The organism is Anaerospora hongkongensis (genome assembly GCF_004339805.1).
In the GTDB taxonomy this organism is placed as follows: Bacteria; Bacillota; Negativicutes; order Sporomusales; family DSM-15969; genus Anaerospora; species Anaerospora hongkongensis.
In genome coordinates this window covers 1-18774 of the sequence record NZ_SLUI01000001.1, presented here as the reverse complement: position 1 = coordinate 18774, position 18774 = coordinate 1, and the positions used below count along the sequence as shown (strand labels likewise).

The window sequence follows — 18774 nt, the reverse complement described above, 5'->3', positions numbered from 1 at the left end:
AACAAATCCTGTTCGCTATACTTTTTTTACAATCATTTCACAATGGGATGGGGAGGCAATTGTAATGGGAAGCTTCTTTTCACTGCTTTCAAATGTAGTCCAGGAAGTTTTGGGGCAGTCGTCGGAGAAAGTATTCGAAGATAATAATTTGGAAATCAACTTGGAGAATGCTGCTAAACGGTTAGAGTCGATTAATGAAAACATATATCCCGAGTATGCCCGGAATCCGCAGGAGTTTTTACGAAAAACCGGTGCTCTCTGGTTTGTACGCAAGGATTTGGAAGCAGCGCGTTTTTATATGACCGAAGGTAATGAAGGGTATGGAGACTGGTCACGGATTCGCGGCGGAAATTGTCTTGCTGTGGATGACCCGAAGTTTTGGGGAATTAAAGTCTTGTTTGAGGCAACCGAAGCTAAGGTGCAGGAAATGGAAACTGCCAAGGGCTATCTATTTGCCGGAGTTCAAAATAACACCATTCTTTTTAAGAATGCGAAGACGAATGAGCTACTCTCCGCTGAAGAATCAAGTGAAATATAATCCTCTGATGAATGTACCTTTGCCGGGTGGTGCAGGGTGCCAGGTCACTATATTGAGGGGCAGAAAAGATTGGTCATGGTGTTCAGAGACGGTTGAGGGCGGGCCACAGTGGAGCTTTAAGCGGGGAGCACTTTCGCCCGGTATTGGTCGTTTGAGAATGTGGATGCCCGCAGGGGAGACACCGGCTGGCGGCCGGTACTGGAAGAGCTTGATTGATATTTGCGGAGAACAGGAAGGTGATGAAGGAAGATGCGACGATATAGTGGCACCTCCATTTTGGTTTTAGCCCACATACTGCTGATATTACTTTGTTTTTTGCCTGCTGTATCGGCAGCTCAGGCAGCAGAGCCTGTTAAGCCTGATCCTCTCATCCTTGCGTTTAACGGCTATAAACTTACGGCCTACGATGTGCAGGTGAAGGTTCATGACAATAATGTCCTGGAAGTCACGGAGAATATAACCGCTTACTTCGATCAGCCAAAGCATGGTATTTACAGGAATATTCCGATTAAGAATAAGCTGCGATGGTTTATCAATCAAGAAACTATCGCCCATACACAAAAAGCTAAGATCACTAATATTTCAGTAACTGACGGTAAGAACAACCAGCCTCTGCCTATGGAGAAGGAAGCAAACTCCAATCAGTTGCGGCTGAAAATCGGCGATGCCGGACAAATGGTTACCGGAGAGCAAAGCTATGTCATTCGCTATCATTATGTTCTTGGCAGTGATGTCTTGCCGCAGTTTGACGAACTTTACTACAACTTGATTGGCGATGGATGGGACACCTATATTGGCAATATCAGCTTTAGTTTCGAAATGCCTAAGGCTTTTGATGCCAGCAAGATCCGTTTTATGTTCGACACCGAAGATGCCGGCAGTGAGGTTTCCTATACGGTTGAGGGAAACCGTATTTCAGGTACGGTGAACAAAGTTCTGCCGAGTGGGCACAGGCTGAGCATCCGCCTGGAGCTGCCACAAGGCTATTTTAGGAACGTTGAGGATGCTGCCGCCATTATCAGGAGCGGCCTAGCTGTGGACTTTATGCTGGTCAGCGTACTGCTGTTTCTCTTCTTTGGCCGCAATCCCCGGCTGCAGCAATATGATACTAACGCCTCCCTGCCTGAGTTTACGCCGGCTGAGGCCGGCTATATCCTGGGCGGGGATGCTCAAAAAAGAGGCCGGATTGCGCTCCTGCTGTATTGGGCCGAAAAAGGCTACCTAGTAGTAGAAACGGATGAATTCGGCAGAATGTTTCTGATTAAGCAGAAGGCTGCGGATGACGGGATGAAGCCCTATGAGCAGACGCTGTTTAAGGCACTGTTCATAAGCGGCGAGAGTGTATCAACGGAAACATTGCGAGCCCAATGCATAGGTGTAATGGCGAAGGTAGCAAACGCCATTAGGGATTACTTTGCCGAGCCTGCCCGCCGGCTGTATACCGTTGCCAGCGGCAGAGCCCGGAACCTCTGTTACCTGTTAGCACTGGTAAGCCTTGTCTTGGTCGTGTCCAAAATGTTTGGCGATGCCTATTCGCTGACAGACAGGTTGACTATTGCGGCAAGCACGCTGGGTCTTTCTTGTTTGGTATTTCCGCTTATTGGGTTTCTTAGTTATTACGCGAGGAAAAACGGCACAGGCTCTATCTCCGGTCAACTGACAAATCTGATTTGCCTGCTGCTTGTGATGGGGATGCTGCTGGGCTTACTTGTTTACGCAGATGCGCTTGACAACGAAAGCAGTTTGTCAGTATTAGCCGTCGGGGTTTGCGGTATCGCCGGAGCCTTTACGCGGCGCCGCACTGAATTCGGGAATCGTCTGCTGAGCCAAGTCATTGCTTTAAAACAACAGATGGAAAAAGGCCAACAAAACAGATCTCAGCCTTCCAGCTACTTTTACTCCTTGCTGGCTTACGCTTATGTGTTCAATATGTCCGAAATATGGGCGAAAACTTTTGACGGACTGGAGTTGGAAGCGCCTCATTGGTTTAGAGGCAGGTTCATCAATTTATATTCCACTCTGTATTTCAGCAACTGGGCCAACGAGGAACTGGCTGCGTTGGAAAGCAATATGACCAATAACGATTCCTCCGGGGACGGTGGAAGCAGCGGTGGCGGAGGAGGTTCCGGCGGCGGTGGCGGCGGAACCTGGTAAGTAAAATAAAAAACCTGTTTATGAACTGTTATATAACAGACATAAACAGGTTTCTTAATTATAGGGAGAGGAATGTCGCTTTTTTACAATACAGTCTGTGCTGTTTTCATTATAATTTAGTCAACCATTCTAACTGGAGGTGCCATAGTGAAGGAAACAATAATATTTACTTCCGTCGGCATTACTTTCACTGGGCAGCACCGCGCCGAGGGGGCGGAATTATCTGCCCGGACTTTGTCCGATTATCTGTCCGGTTTAACGGGTAAATACGAGTTTGATAGTATTGTCGAACGTGGCGATCAGGTCATTCTTTATCTGGGCGAAAGACAGGGTCTGGTGGAATTTAATTGTAATCCCGGCGAACTATCGGGCCATGCGCCGACTTCGCTGATGGGACCTGGTTTTCATCAAACCGTTGTGGAACTTTTGGAAGATATGGCCAAGGTATTCTCGCTTGATTTGAATATTGATGATCCGGCAGGGTATAGGAAAAACAGAGATTTTGACAATTTGCAGCAATATTATATCGGCTGGTTGGCCAGTCAATTTGAAACAATGGCTGAATACGGAGGGCAACATTATTTCGACTGGGAACGGAGCGCGGAATTCACTGCTCATGGTAATAGTTTGCCTGTCCGGACTGAATTTTTGATTACACCGATGGGAGCCTTTACAGCGGAAGCGGTGAGGGACATCATCAGCCAATCAGCCTGGCTGGAACTGGCCCAGAATTATTTTCTTTGGTTTCATTCCGGTAAAGAGGCGTATTATTATCGCAATGCCGCTCTTTTTGATCTTTGGAACAGCCGCTGGACAGAGAAAGCCAGATTCATACTGGCACGGTTCAAGCAGGCCAGACAACGAAATCCCGGTATTCCTATCCCGTTGCGGGAAGTTAAAGCATTAGCTGAACTGGCGGGTGAAACGGCGGATTTTGGCGGGCCGGATATGCCCCTATTCACTCCGGCGGGCTATTGCCACGATCTGATCCGCTATTTGCTGCCGCAGGGCTGGAGCGCGAGTATCCCGGGTGAGTTCACCATGGAAGCCGAGTATGATGACGAGGAAAACATCATCTATCCGATTACCTTTTATTGCGGTGAAAAGTACATCCGGTTTTTATATGCTTTTGCCGATGACGGCACGGAAGTATTTGAGCCCAAGCAAATTTGGCGAACACAGTGGGACCATAAGTACCTCTGCCTGGATTCGTTCACCTATAAAGCCGGTGCAGGACACGGACAGCAGTGGAATTGCAGAGTGCAGGCATCTGGACATTCGCTCGCTGTCGAACTGGAAGGGATAGCCGGTGCCTGGATTGCCTGGGTGATGAATGTTTTTGAATCGATTGTTTATATAGGTAAAGAGGACAGTGAAGGGGGAACCTTTGGATGATACAAGAATTACCGGTTGAAGCCAGGGAGTTTATTGAGGCCTTTCTAACGGCCCAGTACGCAGCAACAATGGCTGTGGGCCGGGAAGACCTGGACGAGGAGGGCTTTCAACAGGAGGTTGCCAAACTGAACTCCTATTTTAAGCTGGATGTTTTTTATCCGGATAGGGAACCTCCTGTCCCTAGGCGGACCCGCCAGCCCGGCGAGCCGGCTTTCGCTGAGTTGGCAGAACAACTGCAGAACAAAGCTGTTCGTAAACTGTTTATGGTTCGAGCTTACGAGCATCCGGAATGGGGCGTGATTTATCGGATCTATGTTGGAACAGACCGGAAAAAAGGAACCCAGTATTTTTTCTCTTATTATATTGCCAAAGTGGCTGAAAGCTATAAAATCATTGCTCAGTACTTAATCAATGACAGCCATACAGGCTGGGAGTGGAGTCAGGGATTGCGGCTTCACAAGCAGCCCATGATCTTTGCGGGAGTATGGCACTTTACTGAACCTACTAAAGAAAAAGATCAAGAAGATTATGGCAATGAAGAAGGCATAGATTACCCAAGCTTTGGCACTAAGCAGCCGTTAGCCCGGCAGGCGGTGCTGAACGCAACGGCGCCGGAGAAGCCTAAAGTTGTGGAGCGGTTGGGAATGATTGAGCAGGATAATGCAGCTAATCTGTATTTTGCACGTTGCCTAGAACTACTGATGGGGCGCTTTTTTACCCATGGCTTTTTCTGTAACGGTTCAGACCCCTTTGCAGCATCGCTGCCCTGGCAAGAGCTTGCCGATGCTGTTCAGTTTTCCAAAGAAATGGTAAGTTTTTTACGGGAAGCTGACTGCACTGCACTTGAATCCGAGGGAGATGCGATATACTTCCCTTTTGTTTACTGCGGCGACTTGCTGCTTGACGGCTTGCCAGATTTTGCCGCCAATGACCATGTACCTCCGGGAGCGGTGGTTAAATATGACACCTTAGACGACCGGGAGTGTTTGTTTTGGTATGATGATTTTGCCGAAGATTATGCGGAAGATTTGGACGAAAGTAGCTTGGCTGCCTTTAAAACAGTTCACGGAAAAATGAAGGCTGTGTTAAAAGATTTAGTGGAATTTACGATTGTGGCTGGAACTGAGTGTCCTGTTATTATCGGCGGTACATTTGCAACCAGTATTTTTGCTGGCATAATAACCATCCAGGTACAGACCTGATGAATGTATTAAAGTTAGTAATTACGACCTTAATTGTGGCTCTTTCAACAGGAATTTGCAGCGCCTCCGGCGCGACAGGAGTTGAAATAAAGGATATGGACAGGGATGTTTATGGAGAACAACGGATTATTCAGGCCATCGCTGCAAGAACAACCCCGGAATTTGGGAAAGCCGTTGCCGCAGCGCTGGAAAGTGTCGAGAAGCATCCGTACCACCATCTGGAGCGTGGCTTGCGTGCCGATATCTACCAAAAGATGTCTGAGTATGATCAGGGGCGCTATGGCAAGCCTCCTGCAAACTCCAGTCGGGTATTTCTGGCGGAAAAACAGCTGGCTCTGGTCAAACCGTTGTGGAAGCAGGCCTGGCAAGACGATGCAATAGTAGATGATTTAATCAATGTATTTAATCGTGTTGCTAGCGCCAAAACGCGGGGAGATAAAGCGGTTCTCCTGGCAGATTGGGAACAGAACTGGCAGAAGGCAAGACTGTGGACACAACAGACCTGGTTGAAAGACACCCAGCATCAGCTTCACCGTTTTCCGGAATCACTGGTAGGGTTGTCTGCTGCCACATCACTTGTTGTTGCCGGCGAAGGCATTATCAAACCGGAGCAGGCGTCTCATGTATTTGAGAAAGATACTCCGGCTGAGTTTTGGTATGAAGACATGGAATTTTATGCGGCCGTCGCTTATGCCGGAGGTCTGCCTTATCAGATGGAGGGATTTGTATTGACAGCAGAACCTGATAAATACCGCAGATACTGGCGCTGGTGGCTGCTGGAGGCTTTGCCCGATTCGCTTGCCAATATCCAAAGAGGGTATATTGGTATGGCTGCGGACTGAGGAATAGAACCTTAGTCATAAGTATAAAGACATAATAAAGTGCTGTCCTATACGGGATGGTATAGGACAGCACTTTGGACTTAGTAAGGTAAGACAATGGCATGATGTTTTCGTGCATTTTGCTCTATTGCCAAAAACATTTTGGAACCTATGCGATGCATCTGGTTGATCTGATTGGGCGTTAAGCCAGAGAGGCGTTTGAATTCACGGGTCATATGGGCTTGGTCGCAGTAACCGGCAAGAAAGGCTGCGTCAGTCAATTGACGGTGCCTGATATATTCTGCAGCCTGATAGAGTCGATGAACATTTGCGTATTGCTTGGGTGTAATGCCTAACATGTGCGCGAAGTCACGCTGCAAAACCCGGTAAGAAACACCGGTTTGCCGGCAGCGGGCGAGGGTATTTGACGGTTCCAGGAAAAGGACCTCTCTGCACATGGATGGCAAGAGACCGGTAAGTTGATAAAACAGGTGGAAATCCATATCGATTAAGAGAAGCGATACATCGCGTCCGATTCCGAACAGGGGTTCCATGTTGAAACCACCGGCGAAAACATCGCCTGCTTTGGATTCATGACCGTTGTAGATGCCTGAGCCTTCTGTGATAATTCCCAGTATGATACTGGTGGTTGCCGGTGTGGAAAAAGAACCGACCGTATTTTCCCAGTACATATAACGATTTAAACCAATCGATTGAAGATTGGAAGGAGTTACAGATAAATTGCGTAATGCCATAGCTACAGCCTATCCTTTACAAAATAAGATTTACAAAACTATTATCGTGTCTTTAGTCATTAGAATTAATCTTATTTAATTGCATCAAGACGAAATGTGTAAAATGGAGCGAAGAGAATGAAAAAACTGGTTTTGAGTTTGTTGTTAACCGCCTGCCTGTCAGTAGGTGTTACCGGCGAATCCAAAGGAAAAGTCATAGAAACAAAAAACGAACTGCATCCATATGCGGTAAAAATGCCGGAAGGCTGGCGGTATGGTTATATCGTGCCACACACCGGAAAATGGGTTATTGTGCCGTCATTTGAAGAGGCCCAACCCTTTGGCGAAAACGGCCTAGCCGTTGTCAGGCAAGCCGGCAAACTCGGGCTTATTAACAAACAGGGGAATTTTGTCGTCAAGCCGGCTTACCAAATGATCAGCCCTTTTCAAGACGGTATGGCCATGGTTCAAACAGAAGACGACTGGGGCTTTGTCACAGACCGAGGTAGTTTTATCAGTATGCCGACGTCAGTAAGTTCTGCCCAGTTGTTCAAAGAAGGGTTTGCCGGTATTGAGATTGGCGGCCATTGGGGATTTTTGAACAGTGAGGGGCAGATTGCCATTGCGGCTGAGTATGACAGTGTGCACGAATTTAATCAGGGGCTGGTAATCTAGGCCGGTTTTACTTTCATGGCTTGGTGTCCCGGTTGATAAAGAAAAAGCCCGCAAGCTATGGGAAGAAGCGGCAGCAGCGGGCGATGCGGCAGCTGAAGCTAACCTGCGGGTTCTGCGGGAGGAGAGATGACGGGATGAGTAAAAACGGCCAAATCGAAAAGATTGCGCTTGCTATTCCGGCAGGCTGGAAGGTTGCCTGGAACACTTTTTGTCATGTTTCCCTGGAAGAAGCGTTGCAAAGAGAGGGAAAAGCAGGGGCTTTGAATTCGTATTTTACCGAAGATTTGTTGCTGCTCCAGCGTCTAAATAAAGAACTTAGTTTGGATGTCGGCTGGAATCCAGATATGGATTTATCTGGTCAGTATGAGCTTTGTGTTCATAAAAAGGACGAGGAAGAGCCAGTTCTTGAATATGCCAGCCGCTCCTCGCAAGAGATTGTTGAACGGATCAACGACTTGCTGGCTAATTATGCTGAGGGGGAGAGTCTGATTCCGCTACGGATTGCTACAGGGTGGGAGGTTAGGCTGAATCACTGGATAAAGGACCTGGATAAAATGGAGTTTGCCGCTCTGCCAGGAGAGGAAAGAAATGGCCACATCATTTTTTCAGCAGCCAGATATTTGTACGGCTGGATTCAGATCACCGTGCGGTATCACAAGGAATTCAATAGTTCTTTTTTTACGTTGGTTGTCGAGCAAGAAAACGATGAGGACTTTTATAAAAAGATTTCGGTAGATGATATGGCAAGAGCCATCTTCGTACTGGAGAATTGGTTGGAGCTGGCTCATTTTCTTGATACAGATAGGTTAGTTGATGGCTGAACTGTAAGCTCTTATATGATTGATAAAAACGACATCCTGGCGCAGGATGTCGTTTTTTTACAATACAGCAAGATATAAAATCGCTATAATGACAGAAAAACCATGTTGCGCATTTATTTTTGCCGGAAAACAATTAAACGGAGGATATGTTATGGACGAAGCGATTGCTTTTATTCAAAACTTTATTGAGCAGGAATACTTGGCCTTCAAGGCCTCTTATGAAGAACGTGACGAGGATATATATGAAGATCAGCGTGAGCTTGTCGACCTGATGTATGGCGGAGGTCTGCGGACAAATGTAAATCGCGATCTAAACACGAGTGAAGAGTGGTTTGCTGAGGCACCGCGGCACTTGGCCGCGCTAAAAAGGCGTACTCTATTTCAGGTCAAACAGTATGCTCACCCCAACTATGGTTCGGTGTATGCTTGTTATGTCAGTTCCCCTATTGGTTGGTTGCGGCAAAAGGATGGGGTAGAAACAGCAGAGTGGAGCGATTCCTATGATTGGGTGCTATATGTAGCCAAAATCGTGAATCGACGGACTGGACAGCCGAATTTTAAGATTATCACACAACAAAATACGGGCAGTGGCCGTTCCTTGGGAAATCCGCTTGAGCCGCTGGGAGCGTTGCAGGCGGTGAAACAGTTTCAGCCGCCTGCCGATCCGCAGGATTTGGCCGAATATGAAGCCACCAGCAAAGCTGCGGACGAACTGGCCAGCGGCGGTTCAATCCCGGCTGTAGAACCGGCGAAGGAAGTTGCCAAGACAGAGACAGAGGCAGTTGCCGCACCCAAATGCCAGGACCTCAGTTCAATGCCACTCGCAAAGGCACGGTTTATTGAAAGGTTTGGCGATATTGCGGAAGTTGTGCTCTGGCAGCGAAACTTTTTAGGAGTAGTAGAAGAAGACCCTGCCTATGTCATGTGTCTTAAGCTGCTAGGCGGACGGTTTTATACCAGCGGCTTCTTTCCGGACGGTAAAGATCCAGCCGCTAATTCGCTGCCCTGGCAGGACCTGGGGGACGCGATGGCTTTTGCGCAGAACCTGGTGAGCATCCTGCGGGACGGGGGTTGTACCGCTCTTGAATCGGAAGGGGAGCGGAGCTATTATCCGCTTGTCTGCTATGATGATAAGCTGGCCTATGTGCCGTCCTGCTTTACCACACTCGAGCATACCGTGCAGGGGAAAATTAAGTCTGCGATGCTTACCAAGTATAACTGCCCCTTCTGGCCCAACCAGAGGAACGACTATTACAAAGAATATCTGGAACCGAAAGCCTATAAGGCATACCGGGCCGCCGGCAAGCTGATGAAGGAGACGCTGAAAGGACGGGCGACATTGGCCATCGTCCAGTCGCCGGAGTTTCCCGTCGTGATCGGCGGAACCTTCCGCCCTGGAGTTTTTGCCGGGGTTATTACAACAAAAGTTTATACCTGACGGTAAAGACTGTGTAAAGGGGGGATCGGGTTATGAAGGAAGGTGAACCGCGAGAGCAACTGGCCAAGGCATAATTCAATAAGCTTTGCAATGCGTTTTTCAAAAAACACCCCGAAGCGTCGCTGGCATCTATTGCGAATGGATTGACCCCATTTGGCGTTCCCTATGAGCAAGCAATCGGGGATGTTACCTGGGCGAGGACCTTTGGTACGAAATAATATTTTGCAATGAAAATATGAAAATTGCTTGCTGCATTCTTTTTAAGACAACGTTAACTGCTCATGTGCAAGAAAAGAGGTAGCTATGACAGATCAGCATCAGTCACATAGTCAGGACCCTTGGCGGAAACGGCTTGGGATCGCGTATCCGTGGGACAACCTGGATTGCCAGATTTTCCCAATGTGGATGGAGAGGGTTATGTTCCGCCGCAGAGAGAGAAATAAGAGCTATTGGCGGCGTGTCTACGGGGAGCAATGCCAAACGGAGGAAGCGCTTTCGGCAAATCCCGTCAAGGCGGTGCTTGAGCAAGACTTCCAGTGCATCCGTATGCTTGCGGGGCATAACCGCTTTCCCATGGAGCAGCCGGTGCTGGAGGGCGGCACGCCCCTACAATATGCTGTCCGGCATAAGGATGGCGAGCTGGTAAGGCTGCTATTGTCCCTCGGCGCACAGGTGCTGGAGGGATACCGTCCGGGGGAATCACCGCTGGAGCTTGCCGGTGAGTTGGAGGAGGAACACTTGCTCCGGCTGCTGCTGGAGGCGCTAACCACCGATTTGGCGCTGGAGCAGGGAATGATACCGCCGGAGTTTGGTTGGGGAGAATGGGATAACATGGGGCAGGAACCTCTTTTTTACCATTACAGCAGCTATCGGAATGAAACCATTCCGCAAAAGCTGTTTGTAAAACAGGAGGAAAAGCCGGACGCAATCAAGCTCTTCTTAGTTATCGGCATAGAAGACCCGGAGGAGAACCGCAAATGCTTTTTTGAAGTGCTGCGCAGCAAGCTGGCGCCCTTTGGCTATCAGGTCTGGAAAAGCTTTTTGGCTTATGACGAGGAGGGCGGTGCCAGCATAGAGATTACCCGCTACACCTTGTTCAAGGCGGAGGATAAATGGCTGGCCTATGCTCACATGTTTTTCTATGATGAAAGTATGGAGCAGCATATCAATACCCTGCGGGAATGGGACGTGAGGTATGGGGTGCTTTTGGAGGGGCTGGATTTTGAATGCCTGTTGATGACCTTTGTACACATGCCGAAGGACAGGGAAAGCTTTTGGGAGGAGGCCATCCGTAGCTTCCCAAGGACGGACGACCTGGATCAGCAGGATGCGGCACGGCGTAAACGCAATTTTCTAGAAAAAGGGATTTTGGAGCTGCTGTTGCTGTAACATCTGATGACTAAGATTGAGATGGGATTTTTACCCCTTCTCAATCTTAGTCTCATTTATAGCAACGGAGGGAACCGTAATGGAAGTTCTCAGCTTTCACGACCGGGTTGAGTTGGCAAGGCAATCTAGCGACTGGAGGATACAGCAAAATAAAGCTTCTTAACGACATCATCACGATGTCGTTTTTTTACAATACAGCTTCGGCCAGATATTTTACAATAGGGATATGAAAATGGGCGAGGCTAGGTGAGTGAAGTGGCTTATGAAATCAATTGGATAGAGCGGCAGCATTTGCCGCCTGCAATACCCCTTGTTGTGCTAGGTAACCCGGAGGAAACCGGCGTAGGAGCCTGCTGCACTATAGGGCAGGACGGCGAGCCTTTGCTGGCGGTCTGCCTGCATTATGAACACAGTATAAGGACCAAGGCGGAGTGGCTTGGAGAGTACGCGTTCTTTGGCTTCGCTGAGGATATCTATGTTTTAGATCTCATCGATTATAGTGTGCAGCACTGGCCGTTGCGAGGATATGTTAGTGAGTTTTTCCGGTGTAGTGACAGACTGCTTGCAGCGTCCGCTTGTGATCTTACCTGTTTTGATGCAGCGGGAAAGCTGGTCTGGGAAAGCCAGGGCCTGGGGCTTGACGGGGTTGTTGTGCAGGACTGTGCCAACAGATATATTCGGGTCAGCGGCGAGTGGGACCCGCCTGGCGGCTGGGTGGATGCTGTGCTGGACGCGCAAACCGGAGAGAAAATACCGGGTTTTTATATCGGTAGCGGCTTTTACTGCCGGATTGTCCCCGGACTTCGTCATCCAGACGATTTTACAGATCTGGTGCGGGACATACATTATGAAGCAGATGTCTGGCTGTGGACGGCTGAACAAGGAATGCACCGGCCGGAAAGGTTGGAGCCTACAGCAGAAGATCTGGTAGAGTTTGACGGGGTAAGTGTGACGAGATCGCTGGAGGAAACGGTGGAGCGGGAATTCGGACAAGCAGCCAGCAAGCCGTCTTGGCTTCTCGCCCGGTTATGGCACATGACGGGCGGCACTATTCTCCAGGCCATGGATAACGTTGATGAGAATGGTAAGGGTTTTGTCGATGGAGGAGATTATCAGTTTCATGTGCTGATCGAAAGTGCCGAAGGCGGGGTGGCAGTTTTGGAAGGGCGGGGAGATCAGAGTTTAAATTACGTTGCTCTTTCTCTTGCTGTAAGGTCAGAGCATATGAAGGCAGCTCAAATTGAGCAGCTGTTCCGCTGTCTGCAAGCTGCCTTACTGGCCGATGTGCGGCAGCTCGCGGTGTGCCGGATTGTGGTGGAAGACCCTGAAAAAAACGGTTATCTTTTCAATTACGGTTGGGATGGTCAAAAACTTCTTTGCAACCTTGATCAGGAGTGATGAAGTTCCCAGGCCTTAGCAATGGCGGCGACAGGTACGGTCGTATTTGTCAGACAGATCTTTTATGTTGTGGAAACAGACCGGGGCTACAGTGTTATGGAATGGTATCTGACCTGTCATTTTAGGACTAATGGATATTGTCATCAGGAAATAAGGCGAGAAAAATGGCTTTACGCTTGTCCGTTTTTGCGGCAAGGTTAAGTAATAAAAGTTTGGGATACAACAAGGAGGCATATGAATGGCAAAAGTAAATTTAGGCAGTGGCATTGTTAATTTTCCGATGCCGGTAGCTGTTATCGGCTCAACCGTAGCAGGCAAAGCCAATTTCATGACAGCAGCCTGGGTAAGTATGGTTAGTTATAGCCCTGCCAAGCTGGCTGTTACCTTGGGAAACCATCACCATACCAATAAGGGAATAAAAGAAAATGAAACCTTCAGCGTATGTTTTCCTTCCACCGAGCATATGAAAATTGTTGATTTAGCAGGTTTGGTTACCGGTGAAAAAGTCGATAAGTCAACATATTTTACCGTGTTTTACGACCAGTCAGACACGGCTCCCCTGATCGAGGAATTTTCCCTCAGCGTGGAATGCAAGTTGGATAAGATTGTTGTAAGCGGCAAGAACGAAATCTTTATCGGTGATATTGTGGGCATTCATGCTGATGAGAAAGTAATTGTAAACGGCAAGATTGATCTGGATCAGCTAAATCCGCTGATTTTAGGACAAATGACAACAGAATACAGAAGTCTTGGCAATAAAATCGGCCAGGCCTGGAAGATCGGGCGGGAATAAGTGATTTTGTTGTAACATTAGTGTATAAACAACAGCCGGATGTGACCGGCTGTTGTTTGTTTATGTATCAGAATTTGGGAGTTGCGGAGACCTTAAAATAAAAAGGATTAGTCATTGGATAAAACAAGAGGTGTCAAGTACAAAGCCTGGCGCAGGCGACCATTATACAACGCTCCGCCGCTGGCGCTTAACCTCTGCTTATGCATAACGGTCCCCTGAGCCTCAGTAAAGTTACGTCCGGTTTGGGCCAAGAGTCAGTGCTACGGCATCCCTCGTAACCTCCGTACCCCTTCGGCCATTGCCGGAAAAAGCGTTCCGAAGGAGAAAAGCTGGGTGATAGTCCGTTAAGAAACCCGTACTGTTTGAGCGCAGCGAGTTTACGGGTTTTAGGAATATCGCCTGGCTTTTCAGCTTTTGGAGGCTTCAGGCCTAGACTTTTGTTAGAGCTTCGGAAAAATGAAACTGCTTACAATAGAACATAATTGTCGCTTTTTTACAATACGCAAAACAAGTGATGTTTTATAATGAAAATAGCTGATAAAAATAAGGAATGTTTTGTCCGACTTGATGATAATGGAAGGGTGATCAATCGTGTCTTTGAAACAAGGAGATACAGTTACGTCAATAGAAGCAGGGCGGCAGAACCCGGCAAGCGTAGTAACTCTGGATCTATCGGACAAACAGCTGAAAGAAATTGATCTGGCAATACTTATGTTTGATAATTTGGAAGAACTGATTCTGGACGGCAACCCGGAACTGCGGTGGGTTATCCCGGCATTAGGCAAGAGCGAGACAGATCAGGGCTGAGATTATGAAGGAAGAGGGATAGCTTACATGGCGGAAGAAAAAATCAAAGACAAATGCCTATGCTCAAAATGCAAAGGCATTCACACAGTTAGCTATAGCCCCGGCGCATGTGAGGCAGTGGTAGCGTGCCAGCAATGCGGGCGCCTGTATTATTCGCTGCTATATGAACAAATGAGGTTTGGTGGAGAAGATATTCTGGAAGAATATCAAATCCCCATTACAGCAGAAGAATTTGCAACCATTAAAAATACGAATTGTGAGGAACTGGATTTGCAGTTCCTTTCAGGAAGAGAGGCCCGTTTGCTTTTTGAAGGGCAGGTAAGCAAGGTCAATGCAGATTTGGCGCTGAAACGGTGCGGACGATAAGTTTTTACAGGAAGGTAATTCAATGATGATGCCACAAGGAACTCCCTTTCTTGTCATTAAGAAGGTGCGAGCGGGCTTGCGTTTATACCATATTAATACACAGAAAAGCTGGATTCCCCCGGGGGTGTATGAAGTTTTGGCGGGAGATGAGTGGATTAAACTAGAGGCAGCTCAACCTCGCCTTTCGACAAGCGCACAGCTAGTGCCGGCCGTCGATTTCTACGGCGCAAAAGCAGAGGCTTTATTGCGTTTGGAAGAGTATCTGCTGGCAAACGGGAGTCCTTTTCAGATGAGGTCTGAAAACGGCGAGGCATTTGCAGTCGGGTTTCCTCAGACGGGGGTGAAAAGCGCCTTTTATGTTGCCGGGGAATTTTTGACCGAGATCAAGTGGGATGGAATGCCCTTACTCTGGCGAATTGTACTTCCAGAGGATAAGGAGTTTATGGGAACGGGCTATCAAGCCACACCCCACGCTGGAGAGCCACAGGTGGCTATTAGTGATTTGTCTTTGGCGGCCAGATTAGATATTACCCGTGCGATTGCGGCTGGTGAGAACGTCTTAGTTGAGAACATACCCTAAAAGATTTGAATACCCCAATTATTACGCCGGAGGTATAGCGATGAGTTACATGTTTACTGCTATAGTATATAAAAACGGGCAATTCGACGAACAGGCTGTAGGACAGGCTATTCAGGAAACAGAAGCCAAATTTCCAACCCCTCATCCGCATCTACAGGAGAGCTATGTCAAGGTGGCCGTCACTGCCAATGTTTCAGCTATTTTCTACCTGGTAGGCGGGTATCGCCGGTCAGCGTGCTATAGCCGGCAACGCGAGTTTTTCCAGGAAGACGGGTTTCCCTATCTGGTCGATAAAGCCATGAAGGCCAGCCATGCTTCGTATCGGTTCTTTGCCCATCTGTATAATGACATGTTTGGCGATATCATAACAGGCAAGTACACTGAACATGGTTTCGACGAGCGGCACAGCTTTGAGGGCGGGAATGAGGTGCATCATTTTTTCACTGATGAGGCCGGAGTGACGCAAAGCAACTATTCGGTTGACCCCACGTCGCCGGTTTTTCATGTGGATGCGTATCTGGCTGATGAGCTGGGAATCAGCCAACAAGACATGATTGCTGCCTTTCACCGAATACCGGAAGGTGCGGTTTTGCGGAAGTTTACCGGGAACAGTTGAGCGAGGAACTATCTAACTTGTTATTGCGAAAGTTAAATTGGTCGGGAGGATTATATGGACAACATTACCCACATCAAAGAGCAAATACTTCAGCTTATTCAAGTTCCGCCGGTATTTGGAGTAGAACGGATTGCGGGCGGAACCGCTGATTATGCGCGCCTAGCCCCGGATTGGCTGGCCAGTCTGAGCGGTATTGATCGCCTGGAAGCTGCCGCGTGGCAGCGTGACAACGCTTTTGTTTTAAAGATAAAATATCTTCGACAAGCTATTTTTCGCCTTAGTTCATTGGAGTGCGCGGCAGGAGCTACGGCGGAGCGGTGCCGTATGTGGTTTAATTGTCTTGCGAGCATCCTTTCCCAAAAGCTGATTGGGGAAAACTATCCCATTGATTCGGAAGAGGCTGTTACGTTTTTCGCCTTGGCACGGGATTTTTCCTTAGAACGCTATCAGGACTGGCCCGAAAAATCCGACTTTGAAGGTGTTTCTTCTCGAATACTATATGGATTAATGACAGGATACCCTGTGGTTTTGCCAGAGGAAAATCCCGCCTATGATGATGAGCATTGGCTTCAATTGTATCAAGCCATTACACAAAAAAACGGCACCAAGGTTAAGGCAGCTTGTATGGCGCTGGCTGACTATTGGCTCCATGACTATGAGGTCAATGAAGTACCTGTATATGATCAGGAACAATTTCCGTGTTTTGAGCCAGACTGCAACGCCATCTTGGCAATTGCGCTTTACCGGGAACAGATCCCCGTCGTATTTGAGGAAGAAAAATATCGACGGTTTTATTTGGCCGCATTGCTAGAATAACACAGTGAGGTAATCGCGATTTGCAAGCTTAGGAGGGTCTGTTATGCACGTATCTATCATGAATCTTGCTATTCCCAGCGACTGGGAGGTGCTATTGAACCGTTTCTATGATTTGCCTTCAGGCAAATTGCTGGTTAAGCCGGAATACTTTGATGAAGGGGTGGAATATTCTTTTGCTCTCTTTTATGCCAAGTGCGCCCTTCATCAGATTACTGTCGACTGGACGACGCTGCCAGGCGAGACAGTTGGGCAGTACCGTATCCAGGCAGCCAGGAAAGAGGGTTACTATTCTAATCTTATGGAGTTTGTCAGCCAGGACCGGCTGGAGGTACAGGAAAAGCTTAATTCATGGTTATATCAATTGGTTTTTCCCTGTTCCACTAACGAGGAGGCCAGGGAAGCTTTGGAACAGGAACCTCACACGCCTAAGTATCTGCTGATGCCGCTAGCCGTTCCCACAGGGTGGCGGATGTGGTCCAACGCTTTTTATGACCTCACATGCGACCCATACTATATTGAAAAGCATTGCTTTTCCGAAGATATGCTGCACTTGCAATCAACAGGCCCGCTTGTAGATGGCTGCCCTTGCATCGTTGATCTAGGGTGGGTTCCAAGCAACAGCCCTGAGGGTCGATACCGGATTAATGTAGTTGTTAATGATTTTAGTGATAAAATATACCAATTTGAAAACCGTGACCGCTTTGTGGTTCAGAACAAGCTGAGCGAAGCATTGGAGACACTAAACACCTATAAAAACCGCCAAGATATTTTGGCTTGTTTGGCAGGAGACATTTCCCAGCCCATCGACAAGGTTAAACAGTTTTTGCTCTCCTATTATTATAAAGAACCGGCGGATAATGCGAGAGCAGTCGCGGCGGCCCGGCATGGCGAAAACAGCCTAGAAGAAACCAGAGAGATTGCGCAAGCCTTTCAGCAGGTGTTGGGCCAGGGAATTCAGGCCTACCATTGGGAGCGGCTTGTCCAGGATTATGGCGGCCAAACTTTTGAAGATGATGAGGACGCATATGAGTTCATTCAGAACATTGCTAAAGACATGGCCCCATGCTGGGCCATCGACCCCAAATGAGTAGAGGGTAACTGAAAGGGTGAGTGTATGAAAGACATCAAGTTTAAAGCTGGCGATTTGGTGGCTGTGCCCTTATCTGACACTGAGTTTGTCACAGCCAGGGTTATGATGTATCCTAAAGAGCAAATTCAAGAGGCAGAAGTAAAAAAAGTGGAAGCTGAATTTGAGCAAGCACCTTCAGAGAAGCTCAGGCCGGGGACCAGATTTGTGCGGGACCTTATAGGCGTGCTCCTCGAGGTGTACAGTAAAGTATTTGCTGAGCCTACACCGGAACGTTCGGAAATCCTGTTCCCTGGCATCAATGTGTCATCCTACAACATAATAAACGGGAATTATCCTATCATTGGCCATGTACCGGTAAATCCGGCGGAGGTGGAATTTCCCGAGAGCTTGTTTCAAATTTGGTCAGGCGGCGCCCGCTGGTATTTTTGCCGCGGTGAAGTCTGCCTGCGCCTGCCGGACGATGATCTCAAGAATATTGATGCCTGGCGAGGGATTCCGAAAATCAATCGCATGCTTGGCGGCATTGGTCAAGAGTACGTTCGCTATTATCAAGGAGACCACCAGACCGGCTGGTCTTTAGCCAAATGCGATCTCCGCTTTCATGAACGGCAGCGGGAGGTATACGAGACGCTGGGACTCAAAGAAAATGAACCCTATTATGAGTTTGCCCTGCGGTGTGGCTTTGATCTAGCGAGGTTTTATCCGCACAAACCCCGGACCGATGGACGGTCAGGGTTTAAAAAACAGGAGTTTGCAGGTTGTTAAGGATTGATTGGGGTTGTCGCTCAAAATAATTAGCGCAATGGCTATACTCACTAGTAACTTTCTGTTACTCCCGTACCCCTCCTGGCCTTTGCCGGAAAAAGCGTTCCGCAGGAGAAAATCCGGGTGGCATTCCGTTTTGAAATTCGTACTGTTTGAGCGCAGCGAGTTTACGAATTTTAGAAATGCCACCCGGATTTTCAGCTTTCGTAGGCTTTTGGCCTAGACTTTTTGGTTACTTGGTACTATTTAAGTGTAATTATTTAACCATGAAAATGGTTGATCAATTACACTTATTCTTTTACAGTAAGGGGGTAATTGGTCTGGCGTTTGGTTATTAGGTTTTTTACAACCGTCCCAAAAGCTGTCAGCCATCCTC

Annotated in this window: 20 protein-coding genes; 19 read left to right on the top strand and 1 reads right to left on the bottom strand. The window is 48.0% G+C overall.

Going from position 1 to position 18774, the window contains the following annotated elements; all coding sequences use genetic code 11:
• The first annotated feature begins 64 nt into the window (after positions 1–64).
• The 6 genes from EV210_RS00095 (at position 65) to EV210_RS00075 (ending at position 6131) form a co-directional block, all read left to right on the top strand.
• Entirely contained in the window at positions 65–538 is a 474-nt protein-coding gene (locus EV210_RS00095) for a hypothetical protein (protein WP_132073768.1), read from the top strand.
• Positions 528–824, top strand: coding sequence for a hypothetical protein (locus tag EV210_RS22410; RefSeq protein ID WP_165898733.1), 297 nt, complete (start codon positions 528–530; stop codon positions 822–824). The genes EV210_RS00095 and EV210_RS22410 overlap by 11 nt, the downstream gene beginning before the upstream one ends.
• Positions 788–2692, top strand: coding sequence for a DUF2207 domain-containing protein (locus tag EV210_RS00090; RefSeq protein ID WP_132073766.1), 1905 nt, complete (start codon positions 788–790; stop codon positions 2690–2692). Before EV210_RS22410 ends, EV210_RS00090 begins: the two co-directional genes overlap by 37 nt.
• A gap of 147 nt (positions 2693–2839) precedes the next feature.
• Positions 2840–4087 (top strand): hypothetical protein, encoded by a 1248-nt coding sequence (locus EV210_RS00085; protein WP_132073764.1) that lies wholly within the window; start codon positions 2840–2842, stop codon positions 4085–4087.
• On the top strand, positions 4084–5289 hold the full coding sequence (locus tag EV210_RS00080; RefSeq protein ID WP_132073762.1) for a hypothetical protein: 1206 nt from the start codon (positions 4084–4086) through the stop codon (positions 5287–5289). Before EV210_RS00085 ends, EV210_RS00080 begins: the two co-directional genes overlap by 4 nt.
• Positions 5289–6131 carry an Imm5 family immunity protein gene (locus EV210_RS00075; protein WP_132073760.1) on the top strand — a complete coding sequence of 281 codons (843 nt, stop codon included), beginning with the start codon at positions 5289–5291 and terminating at the stop codon, positions 6129–6131. Before EV210_RS00080 ends, EV210_RS00075 begins: the two co-directional genes overlap by 1 nt.
• An 80-nt stretch (positions 6132–6211) precedes the next feature.
• Here the strand turns inward: EV210_RS00075 and EV210_RS00070 are convergent, their stop codons facing one another.
• On the bottom strand, positions 6212–6865 hold the full coding sequence (locus EV210_RS00070) for a helix-turn-helix transcriptional regulator (protein WP_132073757.1): 654 nt from the start codon (positions 6863–6865) through the stop codon (positions 6212–6214).
• Between the two features lie 117 nt (positions 6866–6982).
• Here EV210_RS00070 and EV210_RS00065 point away from each other — a divergent pair, with 117 nt between their 5' ends.
• From EV210_RS00065 to EV210_RS00005, 13 genes are all read left to right on the top strand, one after another.
• Positions 6983–7519, top strand: a complete 537-nt coding sequence (locus EV210_RS00065; RefSeq protein WP_132073755.1) for a WG repeat-containing protein — start codon at positions 6983–6985, stop codon at positions 7517–7519.
• 134 nt (positions 7520–7653) lie between these two features.
• Entirely contained in the window at positions 7654–8340 is a 687-nt protein-coding gene (locus EV210_RS00060) for a hypothetical protein (RefSeq protein WP_132073753.1), read from the top strand.
• 151 nt (positions 8341–8491) lie between these two features.
• Positions 8492–9778 carry a hypothetical protein gene (locus tag EV210_RS00055; RefSeq protein ID WP_132073751.1) on the top strand — a complete coding sequence of 429 codons (1287 nt, stop codon included), beginning with the start codon at positions 8492–8494 and terminating at the stop codon, positions 9776–9778.
• A gap of 303 nt (positions 9779–10081) precedes the next feature.
• The gene (locus EV210_RS00050; RefSeq protein ID WP_132073749.1) at positions 10082–11167 is read left to right on the top strand and encodes a hypothetical protein; all 1086 of its coding nucleotides are present in this window, start codon (positions 10082–10084) and stop codon (positions 11165–11167) included.
• Between the two features lie 246 nt (positions 11168–11413).
• Positions 11414–12565 (top strand): hypothetical protein, encoded by a 1152-nt coding sequence (locus tag EV210_RS00045; protein WP_132073747.1) that lies wholly within the window; start codon positions 11414–11416, stop codon positions 12563–12565.
• 238 nt (positions 12566–12803) lie between these two features.
• Positions 12804–13358 carry a flavin reductase family protein gene (locus tag EV210_RS00040; RefSeq protein ID WP_132073745.1) on the top strand — a complete coding sequence of 185 codons (555 nt, stop codon included), beginning with the start codon at positions 12804–12806 and terminating at the stop codon, positions 13356–13358.
• A 591-nt stretch (positions 13359–13949) separates the two neighbouring features.
• On the top strand, positions 13950–14165 hold the full coding sequence (locus tag EV210_RS00035) for a hypothetical protein (RefSeq protein WP_132073742.1): 216 nt from the start codon (positions 13950–13952) through the stop codon (positions 14163–14165).
• A gap of 27 nt (positions 14166–14192) precedes the next feature.
• Positions 14193–14531: a hypothetical protein gene (locus EV210_RS00030; protein WP_132073740.1), complete on the top strand. Its 339-nt coding sequence runs from the start codon at positions 14193–14195 to the stop codon at positions 14529–14531.
• 22 nt (positions 14532–14553) lie between these two features.
• On the top strand, positions 14554–15111 hold the full coding sequence (locus EV210_RS00025; protein WP_132073738.1) for a hypothetical protein: 558 nt from the start codon (positions 14554–14556) through the stop codon (positions 15109–15111).
• A 40-nt stretch (positions 15112–15151) separates the two neighbouring features.
• Entirely contained in the window at positions 15152–15727 is a 576-nt protein-coding gene (locus EV210_RS00020) for a hypothetical protein (protein ID WP_132073736.1), read from the top strand.
• Positions 15728–15781: 54 nt separating this feature from the next.
• Entirely contained in the window at positions 15782–16543 is a 762-nt protein-coding gene (locus tag EV210_RS00015) for a hypothetical protein (RefSeq protein WP_132073734.1), read from the top strand.
• Positions 16544–16586: 43 nt separating this feature from the next.
• Positions 16587–17630: a hypothetical protein gene (locus EV210_RS00010; RefSeq protein WP_132073732.1), complete on the top strand. Its 1044-nt coding sequence runs from the start codon at positions 16587–16589 to the stop codon at positions 17628–17630.
• Positions 17631–17657: 27 nt separating this feature from the next.
• Positions 17658–18398, top strand: coding sequence for an Imm26 family immunity protein (locus tag EV210_RS00005; protein ID WP_132073730.1), 741 nt, complete (start codon positions 17658–17660; stop codon positions 18396–18398).
• Positions 18399–18774 lie beyond the last annotated feature (376 nt).